Annotated in this window: 28 protein-coding genes; 17 read left to right on the forward strand and 11 right to left on the reverse strand. The window is 48.3% G+C overall.

The features are described 5' to 3' along the window. Positions 1–578: 578 nt before the first annotated feature. Positions 579–989, forward strand: coding sequence for a helix-turn-helix transcriptional regulator (locus tag CRN95_RS00435; RefSeq protein ID WP_097019790.1), 411 nt, complete (start codon positions 579–581; stop codon positions 987–989). A gap of 335 nt (positions 990–1,324) precedes the next feature. Here the strand turns inward: CRN95_RS00435 and CRN95_RS00440 are convergent, their stop codons facing one another. From CRN95_RS00440 to CRN95_RS00455, 4 genes are all read right to left on the reverse strand, one after another. Continuing rightward, positions 1,325–1,792 (reverse strand): hypothetical protein, encoded by a 468-nt coding sequence (locus CRN95_RS00440; RefSeq protein ID WP_097019791.1) that lies wholly within the window; start codon positions 1,790–1,792, stop codon positions 1,325–1,327. Positions 1,793–1,804: 12 nt separating this feature from the next. Further along, on the reverse strand, positions 1,805–2,200 hold the full coding sequence (locus CRN95_RS00445) for a hypothetical protein (RefSeq protein ID WP_088629579.1): 396 nt from the start codon (positions 2,198–2,200) through the stop codon (positions 1,805–1,807). Between the two features lie 69 nt (positions 2,201–2,269). Continuing rightward, the gene (locus tag CRN95_RS00450; RefSeq protein ID WP_088629578.1) at positions 2,270–2,815 is read right to left on the reverse strand and encodes a hypothetical protein; all 546 of its coding nucleotides are present in this window, start codon (positions 2,813–2,815) and stop codon (positions 2,270–2,272) included. 101 nt (positions 2,816–2,916) lie between these two features. Further along, complete coding sequence (locus tag CRN95_RS00455) at positions 2,917–4,482, reverse strand: peptide chain release factor 3 (RefSeq protein WP_088629577.1); 1,566 nt, start codon at positions 4,480–4,482, stop codon at positions 2,917–2,919. A gap of 89 nt (positions 4,483–4,571) precedes the next feature. On the opposite strand from CRN95_RS00455, the gene CRN95_RS00460 reads away from it, so the two are divergent. After that, positions 4,572–5,099 carry a DNA-deoxyinosine glycosylase gene (locus CRN95_RS00460; protein WP_097019792.1) on the forward strand — a complete coding sequence of 176 codons (528 nt, stop codon included), beginning with the start codon at positions 4,572–4,574 and terminating at the stop codon, positions 5,097–5,099. Positions 5,100–5,488: 389 nt separating this feature from the next. Here CRN95_RS00460 and CRN95_RS00465 read toward each other — a convergent pair whose 3' ends face one another. Next, positions 5,489–11,890 (reverse strand): Ig-like domain-containing protein, encoded by a 6,402-nt coding sequence (locus CRN95_RS00465; protein WP_088629575.1) that lies wholly within the window; start codon positions 11,888–11,890, stop codon positions 5,489–5,491. Positions 11,891–12,304: 414 nt separating this feature from the next. Between CRN95_RS00465 and CRN95_RS00470 the strand changes: the two genes are divergently transcribed. The 7 genes from CRN95_RS00470 (at position 12,305) to CRN95_RS14715 (ending at position 17,872) form a co-directional block, all read left to right on the forward strand. Further along, complete coding sequence (locus tag CRN95_RS00470; protein ID WP_072828146.1) at positions 12,305–12,712, forward strand: hypothetical protein; 408 nt, start codon at positions 12,305–12,307, stop codon at positions 12,710–12,712. 3 nt (positions 12,713–12,715) lie between these two features. Further along, positions 12,716–14,248, forward strand: a complete 1,533-nt coding sequence (locus CRN95_RS00475; RefSeq protein WP_088629574.1) for a M23 family metallopeptidase — start codon at positions 12,716–12,718, stop codon at positions 14,246–14,248. Between the two features lie 166 nt (positions 14,249–14,414). After that, positions 14,415–14,867, forward strand: a complete 453-nt coding sequence (locus CRN95_RS00480) for a hypothetical protein (protein WP_088629573.1) — start codon at positions 14,415–14,417, stop codon at positions 14,865–14,867. 194 nt (positions 14,868–15,061) lie between these two features. Then, the gene (gene leuC / locus CRN95_RS00485) at positions 15,062–16,471 is read left to right on the forward strand and encodes a 3-isopropylmalate dehydratase large subunit (RefSeq protein ID WP_072828149.1); all 1,410 of its coding nucleotides are present in this window, start codon (positions 15,062–15,064) and stop codon (positions 16,469–16,471) included. Positions 16,472–16,489: 18 nt separating this feature from the next. Beyond that, the gene (locus CRN95_RS00490; protein ID WP_088629572.1) at positions 16,490–17,092 is read left to right on the forward strand and encodes a 3-isopropylmalate dehydratase small subunit 2; all 603 of its coding nucleotides are present in this window, start codon (positions 16,490–16,492) and stop codon (positions 17,090–17,092) included. Between the two features lie 156 nt (positions 17,093–17,248). Beyond that, entirely contained in the window at positions 17,249–17,512 is a 264-nt protein-coding gene (locus CRN95_RS00495) for a hypothetical protein (protein WP_088629571.1), read from the forward strand. A gap of 213 nt (positions 17,513–17,725) precedes the next feature. After that, positions 17,726–17,872 carry a hypothetical protein gene (locus tag CRN95_RS14715; RefSeq protein ID WP_159462248.1) on the forward strand — a complete coding sequence of 49 codons (147 nt, stop codon included), beginning with the start codon at positions 17,726–17,728 and terminating at the stop codon, positions 17,870–17,872. Positions 17,873–17,878: 6 nt separating this feature from the next. On the opposite strand, the gene CRN95_RS14720 is transcribed toward CRN95_RS14715, so the two are convergent. Further along, positions 17,879–18,043 (reverse strand): hypothetical protein, encoded by a 165-nt coding sequence (locus CRN95_RS14720; RefSeq protein ID WP_159462249.1) that lies wholly within the window; start codon positions 18,041–18,043, stop codon positions 17,879–17,881. Next, positions 18,043–18,282, reverse strand: coding sequence for a hypothetical protein (locus tag CRN95_RS00500; protein ID WP_088629570.1), 240 nt, complete (start codon positions 18,280–18,282; stop codon positions 18,043–18,045). Before CRN95_RS00500 ends, CRN95_RS14720 begins: the two co-directional genes overlap by 1 nt. Before the next feature lie 146 nt (positions 18,283–18,428). Between CRN95_RS00500 and CRN95_RS15115 the strand changes: the two genes are divergently transcribed. From CRN95_RS15115 to CRN95_RS00525, 5 genes are all read left to right on the forward strand, one after another. After that, positions 18,429–18,587, forward strand: coding sequence for a type II toxin-antitoxin system HicA family toxin (locus CRN95_RS15115; protein ID WP_088629756.1), 159 nt, complete (start codon positions 18,429–18,431; stop codon positions 18,585–18,587). A gap of 13 nt (positions 18,588–18,600) precedes the next feature. Beyond that, entirely contained in the window at positions 18,601–19,020 is a 420-nt protein-coding gene (locus tag CRN95_RS00510) for a type II toxin-antitoxin system HicB family antitoxin (protein WP_088629569.1), read from the forward strand. Between the two features lie 114 nt (positions 19,021–19,134). Continuing rightward, on the forward strand, positions 19,135–19,629 hold the full coding sequence (locus tag CRN95_RS00515; protein ID WP_235002792.1) for a murein L,D-transpeptidase family protein: 495 nt from the start codon (positions 19,135–19,137) through the stop codon (positions 19,627–19,629). 40 nt (positions 19,630–19,669) lie between these two features. Next, positions 19,670–20,149: a hypothetical protein gene (locus CRN95_RS00520; RefSeq protein WP_235002793.1), complete on the forward strand. Its 480-nt coding sequence runs from the start codon at positions 19,670–19,672 to the stop codon at positions 20,147–20,149. Positions 20,150–20,160: 11 nt separating this feature from the next. Next, the gene (locus CRN95_RS00525; RefSeq protein WP_097019793.1) at positions 20,161–20,598 is read left to right on the forward strand and encodes a GNAT family N-acetyltransferase; all 438 of its coding nucleotides are present in this window, start codon (positions 20,161–20,163) and stop codon (positions 20,596–20,598) included. Here CRN95_RS00525 and CRN95_RS00530 read toward each other — a convergent pair whose 3' ends face one another. Beyond that, positions 20,599–21,228, reverse strand: coding sequence for a PH domain-containing protein (locus CRN95_RS00530; RefSeq protein ID WP_097019794.1), 630 nt, complete (start codon positions 21,226–21,228; stop codon positions 20,599–20,601). Positions 21,229–21,380: 152 nt separating this feature from the next. On the opposite strand from CRN95_RS00530, the gene CRN95_RS00535 reads away from it, so the two are divergent. Further along, entirely contained in the window at positions 21,381–21,911 is a 531-nt protein-coding gene (locus CRN95_RS00535; protein WP_235002794.1) for a hypothetical protein, read from the forward strand. Positions 21,912–22,131: 220 nt separating this feature from the next. Here CRN95_RS00535 and CRN95_RS00540 read toward each other — a convergent pair whose 3' ends face one another. The 3 genes from CRN95_RS00540 to CRN95_RS00550 form a co-directional block, all read right to left on the reverse strand. Beyond that, complete coding sequence (locus CRN95_RS00540) at positions 22,132–22,731, reverse strand: superoxide dismutase (protein WP_097019796.1); 600 nt, start codon at positions 22,729–22,731, stop codon at positions 22,132–22,134. Positions 22,732–23,031: 300 nt separating this feature from the next. Next, positions 23,032–23,520, reverse strand: a complete 489-nt coding sequence (locus CRN95_RS00545; protein WP_088629563.1) for a hypothetical protein — start codon at positions 23,518–23,520, stop codon at positions 23,032–23,034. Between the two features lie 11 nt (positions 23,521–23,531). Then, complete coding sequence (locus CRN95_RS00550; RefSeq protein ID WP_097019797.1) at positions 23,532–24,092, reverse strand: hypothetical protein; 561 nt, start codon at positions 24,090–24,092, stop codon at positions 23,532–23,534. A gap of 116 nt (positions 24,093–24,208) precedes the next feature. Here CRN95_RS00550 and CRN95_RS00555 point away from each other — a divergent pair, with 116 nt between their 5' ends. Then, positions 24,209–24,724 (forward strand): hypothetical protein, encoded by a 516-nt coding sequence (locus CRN95_RS00555; protein ID WP_097019798.1) that lies wholly within the window; start codon positions 24,209–24,211, stop codon positions 24,722–24,724. Next, a complete protein-coding gene (locus CRN95_RS00560; RefSeq protein WP_097019799.1) occupies positions 24,724–25,689 on the forward strand; it encodes a glycosyltransferase in 966 nt (321 codons plus the stop codon). Before CRN95_RS00555 ends, CRN95_RS00560 begins: the two co-directional genes overlap by 1 nt. The last annotated feature ends 23 nt before the right edge of the window (positions 25,690–25,712 follow it).

The raw sequence follows: 25,712 nt of genomic DNA on the forward strand, positions 1-25,712 counted from the left end.
ACTGAAGCGTAGAGTATAGAAGTCCGCCGGTATCCCGCAATCAGCCCTCTAAGCGTAAAAATCGTAGTTTCATGACGCATTCCCCCCCCCCACACACTCTCTCAGTATCAGGAGGGGCGCCCATGCGTAACAAGCTCATTTTGACACTTTGTGACAAAATGGGAATGTATATTTGGTGGCGTAGTAATCTTGCGTTTTTTTTGGCTTGTAACGCAAAGGAGTTGATGATGAAGGAAGTGAAAAGTGTCACATAAACTTGCTGATGGAACCTGGTCGCAAATTGCGACTGGTTCCTTTTTTAATACGGAGGTTGACGAGTAATAAAAAGTAATATATATTTATTATGTACAATATTTTAATGTCGAGAAGGGTCTCTCGGGCTGTTTCAGCAATGCCCCAAAAGCAACAAGAAAAACTTGCGTTGCTTGTTGATGACATACGAATGAATGGTCCCGTCAGAACAAATTGGCCAAATTACGGAATATTGGCAGGAACGTCTACTCATCATTGCCACCTTTCCCACAAATGGGTGGCGTGTTGGGTTGAAACGAAAAAAGGAATAACTGTGGAGGTTACTTATGCAGGCAGTCGTGGAAGCGCCCCCTATGCAGAACACTGATGAACCGGTGTCGTTCAAGGTTTCGGGCAAGAATATTCCGAAACCTGTCATTGCCTTTTTGGACGCGCTGTTCCCCGATTCCGTCCGTATCGAAGACGACGATGACGTTCTCGAGCCAGTGGAAGAAATGGATTGGTACAAGAAGGCGAAAAAAAATATAAATCCAGCCAAGACGCTGAAAATAATGCGCATAAACGCAGGACTTACGCAAGCGCAGTTGGCACAAAAAGTTGGTCTCGCAAAACAAAATTATAATTCGCTTGAACGAGGAGCCAGGCCCATTTCTATGCTCATGTCAAAGAAGTTAGCCGATGCGCTCGGGACATCTTATTTGATGTTTTTCCGCGAAAATAAAAGTCGGTCGCCTTAAATCCGCCGTATGTATTGACTTTGGCGATTTGAGGTAATATACTTTTTTGACGGGAACAACAGCAGCCACGAAGAGAAATTTCGCATTTACAAAGGAACCCCAAGATTCGCTTTAAGAAAACGAAATAGCAACAACAATATAATAGGGATAATAATTATTCCCACACAACAGCCTAAGCCAACAATTTCATCATCATCTAAGTCTTTCATTACCACTTCAACATATTCAACTTTCGAAGGACACTATCAATCTCTTTTTGGAAGGTCGGATCTTGGAATTTATCACTCATCTGCCCATAAGGACTTTTCGGATTTGGCTGCCGCAAAATTTTCCTGTCATTTTTTTAAACTATCCGAAAATTTTTCAGTTTTTTTACGAGATTCTTCTAGCCAATATTTATCAGAATTAGTCTTTGTCAAATAGAAAAAAGGTTCATATTCCAACAACTTTGAAGTAACAACTTGAGCCAATCCCACAGAATCATCAAAGTTCAAAAAAGTCATCACGTTTCCGTTCTTAATCGTAACAAAATTTATTTTTTCCCTTTTTTCGTCTTTATAATAAATTCTAACAACTGATGACTCAAAAGAATTTTCAATCGGTTCATCGTTTAAAGATTTTGGATCAAATACCAAAGCTTCAAACTCAACCGGTTCATTTGAACTTGTGGGCTGAATAGCGCATACAGTTCCTTTACATTCGATTTTTATTTCAGAATCGATGCAATCCTTATTAAGCAAAGCCAATTCCAATGGAAACAAAGCAACCAAAATAACAACAAAAAAAGAAAGTATTCTTTTCATAATCTAGGCTCACTAATAAACAGCATTTACTTCCCGAAAAGGCCCAAAGAAATGTTTTCCCAAAACAATGTAATAGCCCGTCCTATCATAGCCATTCAAAAAATCAACATATTTACTCTCTTCATACTTCACGACTCCGATTACGCTCTTGATGCCATGAAATTCGGCCATTAAACGAATGGTATCCTTATCAAGAACTTTCAATTCATTTTTCAAGAAATAACGGTCTTTTTCTGTAAAGCAATAATCAAAGCAGTCCGTTTCAATCTCGACAAAAGACGTGTTCATTGTAAACGATTTTTTCATCGGTGATTCATCGTGCATCACATAAAAAATAAACACCAAACACACTAGCAAAAAGCTAGCGATAAAAGCAAATGCGATTTTGATTATCTTTTTAACGTTCATCTTCAATAGCAATCCGACAAATCAATATTATTTTGCACATCATCCCAAAAATTGGGACTTAAGCCATTTTTATCTGATGATTTCTTCTTTTGAGCTTTTTCTCTTTCTATTTTTTACATCGCGCAAGTCATGCCAATTGGTACAGGCATAATTCTGCAAAGCATAGTCCTTATTCCGTTTTTCAAGCATAGGAATAAGGAACCGTACGGTCATCACCTTTTCCGTATTAAGGGAGCCCTTTGAAAACAAGTCCCCCGCGCCCCACAAATCGGCAAGAGCGACAGAATCCGTTTTTCCAGCTAAAGACTTTATCTGTACTACATCAGCCGAGTCAACCATATTGCCATTTTCGGAATTTTCATAAGAAATATGATATGTCAGAATAGCATCCTTTGACTTGAACTGAACAACACCATCATAATCAACAGCTTTCTTTACAGGGAACAATGTCAAACTTTCGCTCGAAGCTACGTTATTCCCAAACGTGAACATAAACTTTTCAGGGACATTAAATTTATCAAAAGCAATATCCACATTGAGCATTTCAATGCAGTTTAAACCACGAGCCTGCACGCAGGCAACGCAAAGGAGAAGAAAGAAAAGTAATGATTTCATGCTTTTCAATATAAAAAAACGACAACTTCGTCAAAAGTTGCCGTTTAAAAAAATCATTGGATTCTATCGGCCCGTCGGGCCTCCAGAATGACAAGAATAAACTACCCTTGCGAGGTTTCGGCGAAGCTCAGGCGTTCGTAATTTTTGAGCGCGAGGTTCAGGCGGTACTCATTCGGGAAGAGGCACACAAGATTGCGTTCCTTGTCCATCATGCAGTCGCCGGCATATTCTTCGGCGAACTTGCCCACGTCAGCTTCGGGGCCTTTAACCCAACGGATGCAATGAGCAGGCACGCGGTCGAGCTGTACATCGGCGCCGTATTCGCTCTGCAAGCGGAACTTGAGCACGTCGAACTGGAGCTCTCCCACAACGCCCACGACAGGCACAGCGGACTTGAGCGGTTCATAGAGCTGCGTTGCACCTTCTTCCGAAAGTTCTGCAAGGCCCTTCGCCATCTGCTTAGACTTGAGCGGATTCAAAAGTGTCACGCGGGCAAAGTGTTCCGGCGCAAAGTCCGGGATACCCGTGAAGTTCATCTTTTCGCCATCCGTAAGCGTATCGCCAATGCGGAAAAGTCCCGGGTCGTTGATACCCACGATGTCGCCCGCCCAGGCATGGTCAATGACTTCCTTATCCTTAGCGAGGAAGGCGGTCGGAGCAGCCAAGCGGATGTCACGACCAGTACGCACGTGGAAAACCTTTTCGCCACGGGTAAAGCTACCCGAGCAAATGCGGAGGAATGCCGTGCGGTCGCGGTGTTTCGGGTCCATGTTGGCCTGAATCTTGAAGACGAATGCGCTGAAAGCGTCTTCGTCCGGCTTGACCGGGCGCTTGTCGGTGTCGCGGATCATCGGCGGCGGAGCGAGTTTTGCAAAAGCGTTCAAGAGCTGGCGCACACCGAAGTTGTTCACAGCAGAACCGAAGAACACCGGGCACATTTCGCCCTTGAGGAACTTTTCGTGGTCGAACGGATCCATACCGCCTGTGACCATTTCATACTCTTCGCGGAATTGCGCAACCCAGTTTTCACCGCAGAGTTCAACCAAGCGCGGATCGTCCGGACCTTCCATCTGGATAATTTCTTGCTTGCCATCGTCCGGATTGAACGTGTGGAACGTGTTTTCGGCAATGGAATAGACGCCCTTGAAAAGCTTACCGACGCCAATCGGGAGCGTAAACGGAGCGGTCTTAATCTGCAAAACGCTTTCAATCTGATCGAGCAAGTCGAGCACGTGACGACCGTCCAAGTCCATCTTGTTGATGAACGTGATAATCGGCGTGTGGCGCATACGGCAGACATTCATCAAGCGAATCGTCTGCTTTTCAACACCGTTCACGCTATCGATAAGCACCAAAGCAGCGTCCACGGCAGTAAGCGCACGGTACGTGTCTTCGCAGAAGTCCTGATGCCCCGGGGTATCGACGAGGTTGAACATGCAACCTTCAAACGGGAAGTTCAGCACGGAACTCGAAACAGAAATACCACGCTGTTGTTCAATCTTCATCCAGTCACTAACAGTGTAGCTCTTGTTGGCCTTCGCGCGCACGTGACCAGCCTCGCGAATCACATTCCCGTACCACAGGAACTTTTCGGTGATGGTGGTTTTACCGGCGTCAGGGTGGCTGACAATAGCGAAAGTGCGGCGTTTTTCAATTTCTGGATTCATGGCGCCAAATATAGTAACTTTAGGGGTTAAGTTCAATGATGGGGTCATCCTGAGCGAGAGCCTCGAAATATCTTTTTATTTTTAAGGATATGGCAACTAAGAAGACGCAATCTAGAACCGCAAAGAATACGAGGACTTGGGTAACGCATGAGTTTCCCGCACTTTTCGATGATAATTCGGAAGTTCTTTTGCTCGGTTCCATCCCCTCGCCCAAATCGCGCGAACAGGGATTTTACTACGGACACCCGCAAAACCGTTTCTGGAAAGTTCTCGCAAGCGTCTTAAACGAGCCTCTCCCTGCGACCATCGACGCGAAAAAAGCGATGCTTTTAAAGCACCACATCGCCCTTTGGGACGTTCTCGACAGTTGCACCATCATCGGGGCTAGCGACACGAGCATCGAAGACATCGTACCCAACGACATCGCCACACTCCTCGCCAAAACGAAAATCAAGCGCATCTTTTGCACAGGCACCACCGCCCACAAGCTCTACGAAAAATACTGCGAAGCTGCAACCGGAATCAAGGCGGTAAAACTCCCCTCTACCTCCCCCGCCAACTGCGCCGTCAAATTCGAGAAACTCGTAGAAGCGTATAAGGCAATTCTTTCCGCTTAATACGAGAAAGGAGATGCCGGAACACCGTCCGGCATGACAAACGCACAACAAGTCGGGGGTGACACATCAACACGTGTTGTCATCCTGAGGCCGTAGGCTGAAGGATCCAGTTAATTCTAGCCAAGAATCACTGGATGTTTCACTTCGTTCAACATGACGTAACACAATCGTAATAGGCGCCCCCGGCACATTGGCCGGGGTGACAATCACACAAATGTCACTGGATACTTCGAGGCTATTCGCCTCTCAGTATGACGTATGCACAGACAGCATCTCGGCATGACGTATGCACGGACTGCACCTCGGCATGACATTTGCACAATTCAAACGCAACAAAAAACGCCCCGCGGCTTTAACCACGAGGCGCTCTTTATTTTACAAGGAAATCCTTATTTCTTTTTCTTGTTAGCGTTATTTCCGCGGACATCCTTCGGCTTGAACTGAACGCTAATTTCCACATTCGTCACCTTGGAACCGAGTCCAGACGGGTCAAACACCTTGTACGTAAATTCATCGATTCCAGAGAAGCCCTTGTTCGGGGTATATTCGAAGGAACCATTCTTTTCGTTCAAGACGATTCGACCATTGCGCGGCTTCATCACGGTCTTCACAGATTCGAGCTTGTCGCCGTCCGGGTCCTTCGCAGCAGACATAAGGCCTGTTGCAGCCGGGACCTTGAGCACTTCACCTTCGCGAGTCTGGTAAGAGAGCGGCTTCGTTTCCGGAGCGTTATTCACAGCAATCACCGTAAACGTTGCTGTCTTGTGAGCCGTAGCGCCTTCCGGGTCGGTGACCGTGAACGTGATGCGTTCCGGCTTGCCCTTCCAGTGAGAATACGGCTGAGCCACGATTACAGTCTTCTTGGCCTTGTCATAAGTCACCTGCAGCTGCTTATTGCCAGTGAACTTCCACTTGAGATCGTCGAAGTTGTGGTCCTTATCGCGAGCGTACTGGTCCAGCTTAATCGTAGCAATAACGCCTTCGTTCTGATTTTCCCTAATAGTGTAGTCAGGAATGTCGCGCATCACCGGAGCTGCATTCACATGCTTCACGATGAACTTCACAACAGACTTGTCCGTGCCACCAGCCGGGTCAGTTGCGGTAAAGATGATGGTTTCGTCACCGAACCAGTTGTCTCTTCTCGGCTTGATTTCAGCAACGCGGTTGGCGTTGATTCTCACGTCGAGGTTCTTGGCACCAGAGACCTTCCAGCGGATTTCATTCTTCTTGTGGTCCGGATCCGAGACAAAGTCATCGAGATTGATAGACTTGAAAGCCTTGCCTTCGAGAGTCGTCTGTCCCGGGATTTCCTTCACCACCGGAGCGTCGTTCACGGACTTCACCGTAAAGCGCACTTCAATAGAAGCCTTTTCCTTGCTCGGGTCAAACACGTTGATCGTCACCGTTTCGCTACCGTTCCAGTACTTGTTCGGGATTTCAACAGTGAGAATACCCTTTTCACTGATATTGTACTTCAGTTCATGCTTGCCAAAGGTCGGAGCCGGTTCTTCTTCAACATGCTTCTTTTTCTTCTTATCCTTTTTCTTGTCCTTCTTCTTGGACTTTGCAGGTGCGGCAGAAGCAAACGGATTTTCGCCATCGATAGACCACTTGAGTTCATCGACCTTGTTATCCGGATCCGTCACATACTTGGTCAAGTCGATTGCCGGGAAGGTCTTCTTTTCGTCAATGACCTGCGGCGGAATCGTCTTAAACTTCGGAGGATCGTTCACCGGAGTCACTTCGAATGTAGCCTTGGCAGACTGCTTGTCGCCAGCCGGGTCCATCACCGTGAACACGAGCGTTTCCTTACCAAACCAGTTCGGGTTCGGAGTCGTCACCGTTGCACGTCCATTCTTGATATCCACAACGAGTTCGTTGTTACCAGCAACAGACCACTTGAGTTCATTCGGCTTGTTATCCGGATCATGCACAACCTTGGTAAGGTCCACCATCGTGAACTTTTCCTTTTCCTTGATCTTCTGATCGCCAATCTGCTTGACAATTGTCGGCGGGTCATTCACCGGAGTCACTTCAAAATCAATCTGCTGAGAAGCTCTTGCACCTTCCGGGTCCGTCACATCGAGGCGGATCTTTTCAGAACCGTTCCAGTACTTGTCCGGAGTCGTCACAACCAACTGCTTCTTGGCATTGATCGTTGCCTTGAGAGCGCGGGTCTGGGCAACTTCGATCTTGAGAGAACTCGTCGGATGATCCGGGTCAGAGATGAACTTGGTCAAGTCAATCGGTTCAAAGTGTTCCTTTTCCTTGATTGTCTGAGCAAGAATCGGTCTGATAACTGGAGCGTCGTTCACAGATTCCACAACGAAATTGACTGTCTTGGAATCCGTAGCACCATCCGGATCCTTCACAGTGAACACGACATTGCGTTCACCATGCCAGTGCGGGTCGGCAATATTGATGTGGGCAAGGCCACCCTTGTAAATTACGACACTGAACGGATCCTTTACGGCTTCCTCGTCTTCTTCGTCATCATCCTTCTTACCCTTCTTCTTATCCTTCTTGCTCTTCTTGACCGGCTTTGTTTCAGGCTTCAGCACCTTCACTGCCCAAGAAAGCTGTTCCATGGTATTATCCGGGTCACGAACGAACTTGCTCAAGTCAATATCCTTGAACTGGCCCTTTTCACGAATTCTCTGCGGCGGGATATCTCTCAAAACCGGAGGATCGTTCACAGAAACAATTTCAAACGTAATGGACTGAGAAGTCTTAGCGCCATCCGGGTCGCTCACTTCGAGAATCATCATTTCAGGAGCGCACCAGAAATCCTTGTTCGGAGCCATCACCGTAAGCACACGGCTCGGAGAAATTTCAGCCTTGAGCTGCTTTGCACCAGTGATTCTCCAGCGGAGTTCATTCGGCTTGTTATCCGGGTCCTTCACAAATTCGTCAAGCTTGATCTGCTTGAAGGTTTCCTTTTCCTTAATCTTCTGGTCCGGGATTCTCTTCACGAACGTCGGAGGATCGTTCACACGAGTCACTTCAAAGAGCATCTTGTGGCGAGCATAAGCGCCTTCCGGGTCCGTCACGGAGAACGTGAGGTTTTCCTTACCGCTCCACTGCTTGTCCGGAACAGAAATAATCACAGTGTTGTCCTTGCGGATATCCACCTTGAGGTCACGATTGCCAGAAACTTCCCACTTCAAGGAAGATGCCGGATGGTCCGGGTCTTCGGCGAGAGTCGAGAGGTCGATCGTCTTGAAGCGGCCGCCTTCGAGAATCGTTTCACCCATCGGAGCGTCCTTCGAAATAATCGGGGCGTCGTTCACAGAACGCACTTCGAAGCGAGCTGTCTTGCTTGCAGAAGCACCTTCCGGGTCAGTTGCGGTAAACGTGATGTTTGCAGCACCGTGCCAATACTTGTTCGGGATAACAATGTTGGCGACCTGGTTTGCATCAACGTTCACGCTGAGCTTTTCACCAGCCGGTTCTTCGTCATCCTTCTTGCCCTTCTTCTTGGAAGAACCCTGGCCAATCGGGCTTACCTTGAACGTCCACTTGAGATCGCTAATCTTGTGGTCCGGATCCTTCACGAAGTCAGCGAGCTTAATCGGCTGGAACTGCTTCTTTTCATCAATCGACTGATCGCGAATATCACGAACGAATTCCGGAGCATCGTTCACAGAAAGCACCGTGAATGTCACTTCCTTGCTATCCGAGGCGCCATCCGGGTCCGTCACCGTGAAGCGGATCTTTTCAGAACCGTTCCAGCTTGCGTTCGGCGGAGTCACAGTCACCTTATGCGTTGCATCCATCGTCACGCGAAGTTCCTTCTGGCCTTCGATCTTCCACTTGAGGCGATTCTTGGCATGGTCAAGGTCTTCAACGTAATTGTCAAGTTCAATCGGCTTGAACGATTCCTTTTCCTTGACAGTCTGGCTTGCAATTTCCTTCATGACCGGCGGGTCATTCACAGAAACAACCGTAAATGTTGCAGTTGTACGAGCCTTGGCACCAGACGGGTCCGTCACCGTGAACGTCACCTTTTCAGAGCCGTTCCACATCTTGTTCGGAGTCTTGACCGTAACAATGCCGGCCTTGGACATATCGACCTTGAGGTCCTTATTGCCGGTAAAGTCGATCTTCAAGCTTTCAAAGCGGTCATCCGGGTCAGACACGAGTTCAGACACGTTGAACGGAGTAAATTCGCCCTTTTCCTGGATGGTCTGGTCGGCCACCTGCTTAATTTCCGGGAGGTCGTTCACGGATTCCACGGTGAAGAGTGCAGAAGAGGAAGCCTTAGCACCTTCCGGGTCCGTCACCGTAAACGTAATTTCTTCGGCGCCATTCCAGAACTTGTTCGGAATGATAATCTTTGCAACCTTCTGGTCGTCAATTTCAACCTTGAGTTCAGAATCTTTCTTCTTGGAACCTGCCGCCGGCTTGCTAGAGACAGAGAACGTGAGTTCAGAGAGCTTGTTATCCAAGTCCTTCACCATGTCAGCAAGCTTGATCGGCTGGAACTGACCCTTTTCGCGAATCGTCTGCGGCATCACCTGCTTCACGAACATCGGAACGTCGTTCACGGATTCCACAGTAAAGGTTGCGGTACGTTCGTCGCAAGCGTTATCCGGGTCGCAAACCTTGAACGTCAAGGCTTCGGCACCATGCCACTGCGGAGACGGCGGAGTAATGCGCACGTTACGAGCGGCATCCACAGCCACCTTGAGTTCCTTGTTGCCCGTAATCGTCCACTTGAGGCGGTTCTTGGCATGGTCAAGGTCTTCAACAAAGTTATCAAGTTCAATCGTCTGGAATTCACCCTTTTCCTTGATCGTCTGTTCACGAATATCCTTCATGACCGGCGGGTCGTTGATAGCCTTTACAGTGAACTTAGCAGAAGTTGTTGCACGAGCGCCTTCCGGGTCCGTGGCCGTAAAGGTCAAGTTTTCCGTACCATTCCACTGGTCGTGCGGAATCTTCACAGAGACTTCATGGGACCTGTTATCGATATTGACCTTGAGGTCCTTATTGCCCGTCACTTCGACCTTGAGCTTGGAGAAGTCATGGTCGGCATCGCTCAAGTAGTCATCCAAAATGAACGACGTGAATTCATTCTTTTCTTCAACAGCCTGGTCCGGGATTTTCTTGAATACCGGCGGGTCGTTCACAGACTTCACATTGAGTGCGACATCCTGCTTTGCAGAACCGCCTTCCGGGTCGGTGACCGTGAACGTAGCAATCGTGTTACCGTTCCAGCTCGGGTCCGGAATTTCAACCGTAGCCACATGCTGGTCGTCAATATTTACGTTGAGCGTGCCGAGTTCCGGCATCGGGCCCTGGTGCTTGACTTCGACATCCCAGGAGAGTTCAGAATTCTTGTGGTCTTCATCCTTGACAAAATCATCAAGCTTGATCTTCGTGAACTGCTGTTTTTCGCTGATGTTCTGGTTCGGAATCGGACGAATGATCTTCGGCAAGTCGTTCACGGAATTGACCGTAAACACGGCTTCGCATTCAGCAGAAGCGCCTTCCGGGTCCGTAGCCTTGAACTTGATGGATTCAGAGCCATTCCAAAGTTTGTTCGGAATGCGAATAGTGGCAACACCACCAGAAACAGAGACCTTCAGGTCCTTGGCACCGGCAACAGCCCACTTGAGCATTTCGATGCGGTGGTCCGGATCCTTCACGTACTGGCCAAGCTGAATCGGAGTAAATTCCTGCTTTTCGTCAATTGTCTGGTCCGGGATGTTCTGAACAAACTCAGGAGGGTCGTTAATAGACTTTACCTTGAGCAAAACATCCTGCTTTGCAGAAGCACCAGCAGCGTCGGTCACGGTAAACGTCACGCGTTCCTGGCCGTTCCAGAATTCATTCGGAGTGGTAATGATGGCAGAACCGTAATTATCGATTTCGATCTTCAAGTCCTTGTTGCCCGTCACTGTCCACTTGAGCTTCATCGGATCGTCATCCGGGTCGGTGACATAGTCCGCAAGGGAAATCATGTCGAACTGGTTCTTTTCGTCGATGACCTGGTCCGGAATCTTCTTCGTAAACGTCGGAGGATCGTTCACGGGCTGAACCGTAAATGCAGCGGTCTTGTTATCGCTACCGTAATCCGGGTCATTGGCAATAAACTTGATTCTTGCAGCACCATACCAGTGAGCATCCGGCACGACAATCGTCGCAACGCGGTTAGCGTCAATCGTCACAGACAAATCGCCATCAGCCTGCGGGCCACCAGCCGGAACGACTTCGGTATCCCACGTAATCTGGTTCTTCTTATGGTCTGGGTCATTCACAAAGTCATCCAGGCGGATCTTTGCAAACTGCTTGCCTTCCGTAATCACCTGGCTTGGAATTTGAGCCACCACCGGTGGATTGTTCACAGATTCGACGGAGAAGTTTACGGTTTCCGAAGCCGAGGCGCCCTTGGAGTCCGTAGCCGTAAAAGTCAAGTCTTCAGAGCCATTCCAAAGAGCATCCGGCGTGGTAATTTCAACCGTATGGTCCGGAGCAATATTCACCTTGAGGGCCTTGTTGCCACTGACTTTCCAGCGAATCTGGGAGGGCTGGTCCACATCGTCGGTGACAAAGTTATCAAGCTTAAACTTCGAGAAAGTTCCACCTTCCTGAATAGATTCACCAGGAATACCACCAATCTGAGGAGGCTCGTTTGCCGGAGCCGGTTCTGGCGCCGGGGCAGGTTCGTTCACAGGAGCTGCAGGCTCAGCCTGTGGAGCCGGTGCTGGATTTTGCGCAAACGACGATGTTGCAATAACACTAGCAGAAGCTATCAAGGTCGCCATGGACCGCTTCAGTTTATTCATTTTAGATCTCCGATTCCATATACGCAATCAAAATTTCACTGTGAAATTTTTCACACGTCCTTAAAAACGTCTCTAAATATAATGCTTTTCTGCGAAATCTTTTCATATTTCAAAAATGTTTTTCCATAACAAAAAAAGGCTTTTTTGTCCAGCCGTTCCAATTATTTCACGTAACTTTTTGACTATCAACGACTTACAGAAAAATCCCCCCAAAAAGTAAAACAGGCGCCATTTTTCAAGAAAACGCCATTTTTCCGAAAAAAGCGCCCTCCAACCGCCCGCAATTGTAAACTTTTTGTAAAAATTGGATTTTTTAAGGCATCAGCCCCTCGCAAGAAGGTTCCAAAATATGACAAATTGAGCTAAAAAAGCTAGTTTTAGAGATAAACCGATTAAATCTAACCAGGAAACACAATGAAATTCGTATTTCTCTGCGACGCCAACTACCTCAAAGGCGACATGGTCAACTTCCAGAACAACTTCCCGACCAATCACGAACTCGTGACGATGACCTCTGAAGACCTTCTCCAGAGCAAGTCCATCATCGAAGGGACATTCGCTATCTTGGCAGAACGCACCACTTGGCAGAAGAACTTCAGCCTTTTCCGCTACTTCGGCCTCCTCCCGCTCCTTGAAGTGCTCCCGCTCGGCATCGTCAGCCGTGGCCGCCGCAACGAACCCATCAAGGGCCGCAGCCAGAACAGAAACCAGGAAATATTCTTCAACCCGGCCGCATCCGCTGAAGAACTTTATCTCCAGGTCGACAAGTTCGTCGCCGCTCCTCCTTCTGGCTACTCCTATCCGCGCGGAGCCGCCAAGTAAGGCATGCAAAGAAAGGTCCTAGAAAGCCTTTACAACCAAGGCGGGCTTACACTTTTCGCCATTTCTGACGAAGAAGCGTTACCCATAGAAGCCTTGCATAAATTCGCACTGGCACTTAACGCCGGTGCGCGTTTTGTTGTAATTGACTTCACTGGGAAGCGCCCTCTCGAAGGGAACGCCCCCATTCAAGCCGCAGACCTTTCAAAAAAGATCCTCTCATCCGAAGAAATCGAAAAAATTTCCGCCTCATTTGCTGACGACGGAAGTATTTCATTCACGGGGACCAAAGCACTCCCCACTTCGGACGACGCATTCCGCAAGCTCTACCACAACATCAAAAGCCTCGAAAAGATAGCCCCGCACGTCATAGGCATCATTTCGACAGAGCAAGTCGAGAACGTCGGACACCTCGTCTCTATGGCGCGCCTCCTGATTATGCATGTGACGCCCCTTTCAATGAAATCGGCAGCCGCATTCATCGAAGACGTCAAAGAGGCTCAAAAAATCGAGATTTTGTGGCTTTCCAAGGAACGCCCAGCCAGACGCAGTTACCCCAAGGCCCGCAAAGCCATTAGCCGAAACGCCTGCGCCACCAAAGAAGCCTTTTCCATCGATTTCAAGAAAAATCCAGAAAAACTAGCCCAGGTTGTAAGGAAACTCCATAAAGTATCCATTCTCGTCAAGAATCCGCTGGACGGATTCCCGAGAATTATCCGCAACCTATTCCCGCTTTTGCTCATTGCGGTCATTATCGCCCCGTTCCTGTTCGTAACAGACATCGACAGGAGCGATTCGAACCTCCGCGACCGCATCCAGGAACGAAACCAGCTCTCCGTAGCCCCTTCGTTTGAATACACCTTCGATGGAAACGAAAGTATGCAGCGCATCGCCCGTTACGCCATCGGACGCTTTGACGCCATCATCACCAACGACAAGATGATCAAGAACTACGTGGCGAAAACGCTTGAGGACAACGGATATAAAGTCGTCGAATGGGAAAGAGGAAACTTGAACATTCCGCCTAAAGGGACGACCATACGCTTCTCGAGACCGGACGAAATCAAGCGCCCCGCCTCGGCAGATACAATCGGCGCCGCCTGGAAATACTGGACATCCGTCATTTCGGATAGCATCGCCTACATTACTGAATTTTATCACGAAACAGCGACAGCCACGCAACGAAAGCATAACGGTATCGACGTCGCAAGCCGCCAGGGGGCCCGTATTTTAGCACCATTCGGCGCAAAGGCCTGGACGAGCCGCGATGAACGAGGCGGCGTCATCATTGCACTTGTCCGCAAGGAAGACGTTATCTTGTTCATGCACTGCGACAAGCTCCTTTATCTGAACGGCCAGGAAGTCATGCCGGGCGACCCGATTGCAACCGTCGGAACCACCGGGCACACCACAGGGCCACACGCCCACATTGTTACAGGGCTCGTGAGCAAGAAGGGCAAAAAGCGTATTGGCAATGTCAAATACGACGTAATTGACCCTATCAAGTGGTTTTACAAGTTCAAGCCGACCAACAAATAACATTTTTTGGTGTTTTACGTCACACGTAACGTAAAAATATGTGAAAAACGGCCTTTCGTAACTGTAAATTTACACCCTTACTATCGCAAATCTATCCACAATTAAGTAACTTTGGAACACGGGATTGATGTAGTAAAAAAACAATGTCAAACAAAAGGATTAGGACATGAAAAATTCCATCATTTGGGCATCCCTCGCACTCGTCGCAGCATTCTTCTCTGCATGCTCTGGAGTCGTGACCCCAAAGGCCGAACTCGCCACCCATACCGATTCGGTACACGATATTCCTGCTATTGACAGCCTTATCGTCAGCATGAAACAAGACTACATCAAGCAGTGCTATATGCCTGTTGCAAGCCACATGCCGCCCGAAAATTCCTGCCAGTCTGACTTGTTCCAGATGGTCGAACGCCGCTACCACATGGACTTCAACCAGAACCACGTCGCTGCTGCTAGCAACGAACTCTTCTTCAAGGACGTCGTTCCGGAAATCAACAAGAAGGTCAAGAGAGAACCGGCCCTCCGCGATCCGCTGCGCCGCGCATTCTCCAACAGCAACGAAATGCTTGCCTACTACAAGGACAAGTACAAGTTCAACACCCAGATTGAACAGTTCTAATTCAAGTTTTTCTTGTTAAGACTACATTGAACACGGCTACTCTGCCGTGTTTTTTTCATGTCATCCCGGACTCCGTTCCGGGATCACCAGACACAATTCTAATAGCAATCTAAATTCAATACCTACCTTTTAAGTATTTTCAAAAAATTCTATATTTACGCCCGCAATAAAACAAACCTAAAAGAGACAAATCTATGGGAAAATCACTCTATCAGAAAATTTTCGAAAGCCACACGGTAGCTAAGCTCCCGAGCGGCCAGTGCCAGCTCTTTATCGGGCTTCACCTCTGCCACGAAGTGACGAGTCCGCAGGCCTTCGCCCAGCTCCGCGAAGAAGGTCAGAAGGTGCTGTTCCCGGAACGCACTTTTGCAACGGTCGACCACATTATCCCGACCACATTCCCGGAACGCAACCGCCCGCTTCAGGACGGCATTTCCGAAGAGATGTTCTCCCATATCGAAAACAACACCAAGAATAACGGCATCAAGTTCTTTGGCCCCGCAACCGCTGAACAGGGCGTGATCCACATCGTAGGCCCGGAAGAAGGCGTTACGCAGCCGGGTATGACCGTTGCCTGCGGTGACTCCCACACGGCAACGCACGGTGCATTCGGTGCTATCGCATTCGGTATCGGCACAAGCCAGGTGGCAGACGTTTTGGCCACCCAGACGCTCGCCATGAGCCCGCTCAAGACTCGCCGCATCAAGTTCACCGGCAAGCTCAAGCCGGGTGTAACCGCCAAGGACGTCGCCCTTGCTTACATCGCTAAGCTCGGAGTGAACGGTGGCGTTGGCTACGCTTACGAATTTGCCGGTCCGGTCATCGAAGAAATGGGCATGGAAGGCCGTATGACGGTCTGCAACATGGCTATCGAAGGCGGCGCCCGCGTCGGTTACTGCAACCCCGACGAAAAGACTTTTGAATACCTCAAGGGCCGTCCGTACGCCCCGAAGGCCGACAAGTGGGACGAAGCCGTTGCTTACTGGAAGTCCGTCGCTACCGACGCCGACGCACAGTTTGACGACGAAGTCGAAATCAACTGCGACAACCTCGAACCGATGGTCACCTGGGGTATCACTCCGGCTCAGGCCATCCCGCTCAACGGCAACATGCCGAAGATCGACGAATTCGAAGGCAGCGAAAAGAAGGTCATCTCCGAAGCTTATGAATACATGGGCTGGGAAGAAGGTTCCAAGATGATTGGCCGCCCGATCGACATCGCCTTCGTGGGTAGCTGCACCAACGGCCGCCTCTCCGACTTGCAGGCCGCCGCCGAAATCATCAAGGGCCACAAGGTCGCTCCGACCGTCAAGATGTGGGTCGTTCCGGGTTCCATGAAGATCAAGGTGGAAGCCGAACAGCTCGGTCTCGACAAGATCTTTAAGGAAGCCGGTGCCGAATGGCGCGAAGCAGGCTGCTCGCTCTGCCTCGCCATGAACCCGGATAAGCTCAAGGGTCGCCAGGTCAGCGCAAGCTCCAGCAACCGTAACTTCAAGGGCCGCCAGGGCAGCCCGACGGGCCGCACCATCCTCATGAGCCCCGCCATGGTGGCTGCTGCCGCCATCGAAGGCAAGATCACCGACGTCCGCAAGTACATCAAGTAACGCAAGGAGATTTAAAAAATGAATTCTATCGACATTGTTAAAGGTTCCGGCGTTCCTGTACGCGGTAACGACATCGACACTGACCGTATCATCCCGGCACGCTTCCTCAAGTGCGTGACTTTCGAAGGCCTCGGCGCAAACGCCTTTGCCGACGATATCGCAGGCCTCGCCGCTCAGGGCAAGGTCCACCCGTTCCGCGATCCGGCCTACAAGAACGGCTCCATCCTCGTCTCGAACCAAAACTTCGGTTGCGGTTCCAGCCGTGAACACGCTCCGCAGGCCCTGAAGCGCTGGGGCATCCGCGCCATCATCGCCGAAAGCTACTCCGAAATCTTCTTCGGTAACTGCGTCGCCATTGGCGTGCCCTGCTACAAGGTAAGCCACGAAGTGGCCGACAAGATCCTCGCCTGGATCGAAGCACACCCGAGCGAAGAACTCGTCACGAGCACCGAAAGCCGCACGCTCAAGATGGGTGACGAAACCATCGAGCTCACGCTTGCCGACGGCCCCCGCGGTCAGTTCCTCGACGGCTCCTGGCACGCACGCTCCGCCCTCATGGCCAACGCCGACAAGGTGCAGGAACTCGCCAAGAAGCTCCCGTACATGAACTTCTTGAAGTAGGAAGTAGACGGTAGGAAGTAGACTGTAAAAATGTCATGCCCGCCTCCGAGCGGGCACCTTCCTTTCAAAAACGTCCAGGTTAAAAGCCTGGGCGTTTTTTTTATTTTGTACATTTACGTTTGTTAAAAAAACTACCTTCGTTTAAGGAGGTTTTATATGAAATTTTCGACTATCATTTCTGTATTGAGTATCATCGCACTTGTCGGCTGCGCGAGCGCTCCTCGTCAACGCAGCATCAACGAAATTCCGGAATACGGCAACCAGCCCAAGAGTGCAGAAATGTTGCAAGCAGACCAGGAATTTCTAGCCCTGACAAAAGGCAAGGAAAAAGAATCCTTTGACCATATGATGGCTGTCGGATGGTCCTTTTTCAAACGAGGCGATATCGGGACCGCCATCAAGCGCTTCAACCAGGCGTGACTTATAGACTCTACCCGCTACGAGTCTTACTGGGGCTTTGCCGCCGCCGAAGGACGCCTGAACAACTTCGAAACATCCAAGCATTATTATGAAAAGGCCCTCAACCACGGAGGCGACACTAAAATTCTGAACCCCGAATATGCCATCGTTCTCCGCGAACAAGCCAAGGCCGAAAACAACAGCGAAAAGCTCGCCAATGCAGACAACCTGTTCATGAGCGAAATCGAAGCGGGCAACGAAAAAGCAGCCTGCATTTACGCCTACCAGCTTTACCGCGATAACAAGAAAGAAGAAGCCTGCAAAATCATGGAATCTTGCCCAGATGATAAAGACAATCTGAAAAAGGCATGCGGGATGTAAGGGGATTTAGGATTCATGCCTGTAAAAACCGTTAGCCAACGATGCAAGTTCTTTTCTGCGTTCCTCGGTAATCTGAGTTTTTCCAGCATGATTTGCCTCGAAATCGGCAAGGATTTCTTGTTCCTCTTCGTCTAGATTGAACTTTTTCGCATGCTTTTTAAAAGACAGCATTATAGACCATTCCTCACAGCTTCAATTTCAGCGTTAATTTCATCCAAAGACATTTCGAAGGCGCCAGCATAAACCGCATCCGCAGAGAGTTGCTGCATAGTTTTCAGCATTTTCTCAGATTGCATTTTGGATTGGGCTATATTAGCTTCAAATTTATTTTTCATAGTCTTTAAGATATAAGTTATTTTCAATTCAACAACAAGCCCTCCTCCTTCGTACACACTTCCAGCATTTTTCAAAAAGCTTCCAGAATGTCAAAATACGACATTCTTTTTATTTACATTCAAAAAAAGCAAATATTGTCACCTTTTTAGCCACGAAAGATAAACAAATATATTGACAAATCAACAAAAAGGTTGTATTTTTATTATGATAATTTAGAGAAATATGCAAATACGCCGAAGATCATGGATGGGTTAAAGCTAGAGTTTCTGGCGATCACTACATCTACACCAAGCCCGGAAGACAATCAGTGCCGATACAAAGAAACAAGCACGAAATCGAGGGAGCATACTTGAAGCGCATTCTAAAGCAATTTGATTAATCGGGAGGACATCATGGATTACGCTGCAAAAATTGAAAAAGATAAAGACATGGGATACGTGGTTTCGTTCCCGGACCTACCGAACGTAAACGCATTTGGCGAAACTCGCGAAGAAGCTATTAAGCAGGCAAAGGACGCACTTGATGGAGCAATGGAATGCGACCTTGATATGGGTTATTCGTTCGTTTATCCAAAGACGATGCCTGATGCAGACAAAAACCTTGTCGCCATTCAACTATCCCCAAGAATTGAAGTGGCGTACAAAATTTTTGAAGCCCGCCGTGGCAAAACAAAAGCAGAAGTTGCAAAAGCAGCCGGATTCACACCGCAAGCGTACCAGCGTTTTGAGACCCCCAAAGGCACACCTACCGTAGAAACTCTCTACAAAATTGCAGCGGCACTCGGAAAAAAATTGGTAATCAAATTCGCCTAAAGCTTGCCATATTCGCTGCTTACAACCTATTAAACATTTTGTATATTACAAAATGTTTAACATACAACATTTCAAAAAAAACTGATGAAAATCAAAAGAAACACACTTCTACTTTTGCTAGCATTTCTTTTGTTCTCTTGCTCACCGGAAAAGGAATCACCCAAAATCATGCTCACCACACCCATCGATAACATTCTCGTAGAAAAGGCGAAGCGCCAAATGCACTTGCGCAACGGCGATGTCGTTGTCAAGTCATACAGAATTTCATTGGGTAAGAATCCAGTCGGAGCAAAAGTCAAATCCGGCGACAACAAGACGCCCGAGGGCAACTACACCATCGAGAGACACAATCCCAAAAGCATTTTTCATTTATCGCTGAGAATTTCGTACCCGAATGCAGAACAAATCAAGGCCGCGAAAGAAGGCAACTACGAGCCCGGCGGAGACATCATGATCCACGGCTACCCAAACAAGATTCCAGCGTTTCTCTTTAAATTCTGGCACAAGTGGAAAGACTGGACCGCGGGTTGCATCGCGGTCACGAACGACGAAATCGAAGAAATATACAACGCCGTCAAAGACGGAACACCTATAACAATTCTACCTTAGCAAAAACATGAACTCCATTAAAAAATCTTTAATTTTATTAATGGCCGCAACAGCTTTTTCCTGTAGCGACAAGCAAGAACAACAGCAACAGTCAAGCAGTACCACAACTACAATGTCGTCATCAGCAGAAGAATCTTCTTCAAGTGCAGTGGAGTCATCCTCAAGCATCAGTAACGCTCTTGATGCAAAAGTTTTCGAAAAAATCCTAACGTTCTACACCAATTACATTTTCGGAGACGAGTTCGCAAGCGATTCTGTCATCGCGAAGTATTGCACAAAGGAACTCGCACAAGAGCTTTCAAAAGCGTACAACGACGAGTTCAGCGATGGTGGCGGCTACGCCGTTTGGAAATTCCGCAGTGGCGCCCAAGATGGCGAAGACATTCATGAAATCGAAAAGATTGAATCTCTTGGCGACGGCAAATACCTCGTCCATTACAACGATATGGGCAACAAAGGCACACACACCATCACCATTGTCCAGCAAAACGGCGATATATTCTTCGACAAACTAGATTAAAAGGCAACCAAATGGACATCAAAGTTCTCCGTGCAACAGAAGAATGGCAGCGCGCAGGCGCGTACAGCGTACGCATCCAGGCTATGAACCGAGCATACCATATTTCGCTCCGTGATGAATTCGACGAGCACGATTGCGACGGCACGAAGTTCATCGTTTTACTAGATGATGAATATCCTGTAGCAACGTGCAGATTCTACGAGATTGACGCAAAAACAGCAACAATCGGGCGCGTAGTCGTGATGCCGGAATATCGCGGTCAAAAGCTTGGCGCTATGGCCGTCCGCGAAGCTGAAAAATGGATTGCAGAATGCGGTTACAAAAAGATAGTCATCGACAGCCGTTTGGAAGCCACGGGCTTTTACGAGAAGCTTGGGTACAAACTCATCGGAGATCAGCCGCACCGCTGGGGCGTCTTTGATTGCACCCGCATGGAAAAAACGCTCTAGCTATCCGCGATACTTTGTATTGTACCCGTGATTTTCGCGAGGGCGCAAGTCATTCGGGTACATCACATCGGCATACACGTCTTGCTGGAGCTTTTTCACGATGTTGTAGACTTCGATGTAATTGGAAATGCTATCGATAGAAATTCCAGAATTCGTTGAAGTCATCCTTCCGTTCCGCGTTACAGGATTTGCCTGAGCTGACGTCGTGATAACATCCCCCACGCCAAACCACTGGTCAAAAATGCCACGGTGCAAATCAACGTGCGAAAGCTCTGCAAACGGTTTTGAATTGTAGTGTTTGCTGAAGACTCCGCCAGACGCATATATAGCTTTGTCCGTAACGATATAGTTCGTATTTTGGTAACGCCTAAACGACAAGAGCGCCCCGCCGAGGTAAATCCAAACCGGCATCAGATGGAGCAACATGAACGGGACCAAGAAAAAGCCAATGTGTTCATCTTTGGACGAGAACGAAGCGCCAATAAAACCAAAATCAATAATGCCCCAAATCAATGCAAACGGAAGTAGCGGGTTAAAGACACTTTCGAAGATAAAGCACTTTTTATTGGGTTTCCCCGCATAAATGATTTTTTCGTCTTTACCAATTAACAGTTTAAGTTCGTTGTCCATAAAAATTGCTCCGGGATGACGGACAATAATAAATTACAATATTTATTGGTATTTTGATAAATTACGTTTGTTTTTGTTTACAGTTTTGCAAGAAAGATGATATATTATAAGTACTCTCTTTAAGGAGAACGGAGAAAATCAATTTTTAGGGTATGGAGATTAAAATGGAAGAACAGAACATCCATTCGGCAGAAGTACAAAAGCAAATGAGAAAGGTGGGGCTGAAAATTGCGTTTATCATGGCGCTTTTAATGAGCTTCGGGCTTTCGCTCACAGGCCAGCTAATGGCGGAACACCCGCCCGAGATGCCGACAATCGCTATCGTCATCGGATTCCTGAAATGTTTCGCATTGAGCTTTGTGATTAGCTTTGCGATTGGCTTTTTCGTGCCGATTCCCAAGGTGAATGCCGCCCTCGCCCGCAAGTTCCACCTACAGCCGCATACGCCCAAGGCTCATTTCGTGGAATCGCTTGCCTCGAACTTGATTTACACGCCGCTTATCACGACAGCCATGGTCTGCTTCGTGTACTTCACAATGATGCCCGAGGGCCACAAGCCGCCGTTCCTTGCGATGTTCATCTTCTCGCAAGTCGTTTGCCTTGTCGTAGCGCAAGTGCTGATTATGGTATTCGTGCCGATTATCATGAAACTCGTGCTGCCGAAAATGCCGCCGAGACAATAGCAAAAACGCACGGGATGACCCGTGCGATTTTTTTATAAGGCGACCCCGTCCCCATCCGCGGATCATGACCACATAAGAGCTAGTTGCATTCAAGGCGAGTGTCGCGACAGGCTGCTTGCAGACTGTCATGATTGAGCCGAAGATGCTGACGCAAAGCGTCAAAGCTCTAAGTGGTCAAAGAAAATAAATCCGGGGTGACAAAGAATGCAAGATGACAATCTTAGCCGAGGCGTTCGTTCACAACATCCCAGTTGACGAGGCTCCACAGCGACTTCAAGTAATCCGGACGACGGTTACGGTAGTCAATGTAGTAGGCGTGTTCCCACACATCGAACGTAAGAAGCGGTTTCAACCCTTTAGTAATCGGATTCTGGGCGTTGCCCTCTTGCGTAATCACAAGCTTGCCCGTATCCAAAGCCGAAAGCCAAACCCAGCCTGAGCCAAAGAGCCCTGCGCCCTTCGTCTGGAAATCTTCCTGGAATTTTTCGAAAGTTCCGAAATCGCGAGCAATCAGCTTTGTAATTTCACCCGTCGGGACATTGTTCATCGTCGGTGCCTTGAACTGCAAAAAATACATCGCATGGTTCAAAATCTGCCCAGCGTTGTTGAACACGCCCCCATCGGCAGTCTTTACGATTTCTTCGAGCGATTTGCCTTCAAAAGCGCTCCCAGGAAGTGCAGCGTTCAAATTGTTCACGTAAGTCTGCAAGTGCTTGCCAAAATGAAAGAGCATCGCCTCCTGGCTTAATGCAGGAGCCAAATCAGCCATCCCGTACGGAAGCACTGGCATTTCAAATTTTCCATTGACTGGTTTAAACATGAAGAACCCTCCTTTTTTGGATAGTTTTTATCATTGCTCAAAGTAAATATATACTCGTCCAACGCACTATCGTATCAAAAAAGTAAGAAATGATTATTCCATATTATAGGAGAATGCTCTATTAAACAGGAGATGCCCGCTTACTTCGACTGCGCTCAGCACAGGCTCCGGCGGGCATGACAAATCAACATAAAAACAAGGCAACTGTATAAAGGCAATGCCCGCCGATGGCGGGCATGACAAGACAGGCACAGAGGCCAAGATGAAAGATGCCCGCGCAGAGGTGGGCATGACATCGCGTTATTCTTCGGCGCCTTCTTCGTCGGCACCTTCATCCGGTTCAGCCGGAGCGATCTTACCGAGCAAGACACTCACATCAACAGAAACGAGACCTGCGAGGCTCTTCACGCCCGTCGTCTTGTTTTCTTCGACCTTAGCGAAGTTCGAAACGATGACATTTGCAGAGTTCGCTTCAAAGCGGCGAGTCTTGTTCGTGATGCTCATAGAGCCCTTGGTGGCCGGGAAGAACTTAGCCTCGAGCTTAGCCATGTCCTGGGTATTCTTGACGGTCTGGAGAGCGCCGCAAGCGATTGCCCAAGTACCCTTGTTCGTTTCAATAGCGCTATTGACAAGGTCAAAAACCATGGTGTTGCCCTTGAAGGACTTGTTCGTCGTAGCTTCGTAATGTTCTCTAGCCTGGTTGACATAGTTGCCCTTCTGCATGAAGAGCATGGCGATAACGCCAAAGACGAGAACGGTAAGAGCAATGGAAATATTCTTTAAATTCATGACGTTCTCCCTTATTCGAAATGGTATTCAGCCGGCTTTTCAATCTTGAGGCTGTTTGCAAGGTTGTACTGGACAAGAGCGCTATAGTCGATGTTCTTGAGCTTGCCCTTTGCGAAGCTGAACTTCACAACGCAATTCTTACCGCAAGCGACTTCCTTAGAGCCCTTTTCGTTCTTGACGAGGATGGAACCTTCGGCAAGGCCAGCCTTTTCGTAAATGCCGTTCTGCACAGCATCATTGATGCCAACGCTAGAATAAAGGTGAGAAATCTGCTTGAAACGGGCATCCTTGTCGGCCTGAATGGCAGCGAGGCTAGAATTGAAAGCAGCTTCGCTCTTAGCACCGGAGAGTACAGTGTAAACGAGCTTCCAGGCCATGCTGTACTGGTCAACAGAACGCCACTGTTCCACGAGAACCTGAGTATTCTTTTCCAAATAAGCCGATTCCTGTTCGTTTGCAGTGCGTTTTGCCTGTTCCTCATAGCCGCCCTTGAGCGTCATCAGGATAACGATGAGAGCGACGAGGATGACAACGTCAGCCACGACGAGGATCTTCATTTTCTTTTTATCCATAGTATTCCTTTAGAAAAAGTCGTTTCAGAAACAATCTAAACTTTAATTTAAAAAAATCAAGCAAATTTAAAGTAAAAATAGAGAACTTACGCGCCTATTTTTTATATTCTTCTCGTATGAGCGAAGATATTTCCAAATTACCGTCCCAGATTATCTACAACAACCTCAAGGAAATGATGCGCGCCAAGAATACCGCGCACGAATCCATTTTCAAATTCCACTGGAAAAAGATGTGGCCGTTCAGCCTTATTTGGCCACAAGTTGATTTTGTCCGTATCGTAAGGCTCATGGACGAACTGCGCAAGAACGTGGTTTCGCAAAAAGCTCTCGTCAAGGAAGCGAAGTCCAAAGCTAAGCCGTACGAAAAGACGTTTCTCGACACCGTGCCAGCTTATTTAGACAACTTTGACACCTCTTGCAAGTGCCTTGCCGATGTTGCCCAGTGGAAGCAGGACATGCTCGAAAAGAAGCTTCACCACGATGTGAAGATGATACGCGACGTTTCGGAATACAACAACATTCTCAAGGCATACGAGAAGGCGCAAAACGACCTCGTCAAGGCAGGCGAATTTGTAAGACTTGGCTGGGTGGAAATGCTTAAGGGTTACGTAAACGAAGTCGAAGGCAAATAATGCCAGCCATAAGCGTCATCATCCCGCTGTACAACACCGAGGCATACATCAAGGATTGCCTCGACAGTCTCGTTGCGCAGACTTTTACGGATTTTGAAGCGATCATCATCGATGACGGATCTACCGACGGCGGAGCAAGAATCGCTGCCAGTTACGCCTCTTCGGACACACGCTTTAGGCTCATCGGACAACCGAACAAGGGACCATCCGAAGCCCGCAATACCGGGCTCAAGATTATGCGTGGCGAATACGTCACGTTTATCGATAGCGATGACTGCGTTACCCCAAACTATCTTGAGACGCTCTTTTTCATCGCACAATTGCACCAGGCAGACATTGCATGCTGTAAGAGCCAAAACATCGACGAGAATTATGTCGCCGACGGAAACACGCCAAACATAGCCGTTTCCAAATTGCTCACCGCAGAAGAAGCCGCAAGAATTGCGCTATACCAAGACAGAGTTCCTGACTATTCCGCATGGAACAAGCTGTACAAATCAAGTCTCTGGAAAAACAAGTTTTTCCCAGCCGGAACGATCTACGAAGATTTCGCCGTCATTCCTGAAATTTTGTTAGCCGCCAATAAGGTCGCCATTACAAAATCAAAATTGTACTTATACCGCAAGCGCGCCGGAAGCGAACTTGCCACGCAGATAGACCGTAAAAAGATCGTCCTTTTGCTCGACATTGCCGAAAACGTTTTTGAAGCGATGAAGCCAAAGTCGAAGGCGCTTTACAAGGCCGCCCGTAGCATGCTCGTGAGCGCGAGTTTCAGCATTCTGATGCGCACGCAGGACACCGAAGAATTCGCCGAATGCCGTCAAAGAGCGCTCAAGCAAATTCGCAAATACCGCTTTGGCACATTCTTTGACATGAGCATCCGCATGCGCAACCGCATGGCCATTTTGATTTCGTACCTCCCCCGCTTTTTGTTTCTCAAGCTTTTGAAGAAAGGTCTTTCGTGATTCCTTTAACACCTAAAGAAATT

Source organism: Fibrobacter sp. UWB16 (assembly GCF_900215325.1).
In the GTDB taxonomy this organism is placed as follows: Bacteria; Fibrobacterota; Fibrobacteria; order Fibrobacterales; family Fibrobacteraceae; genus Fibrobacter.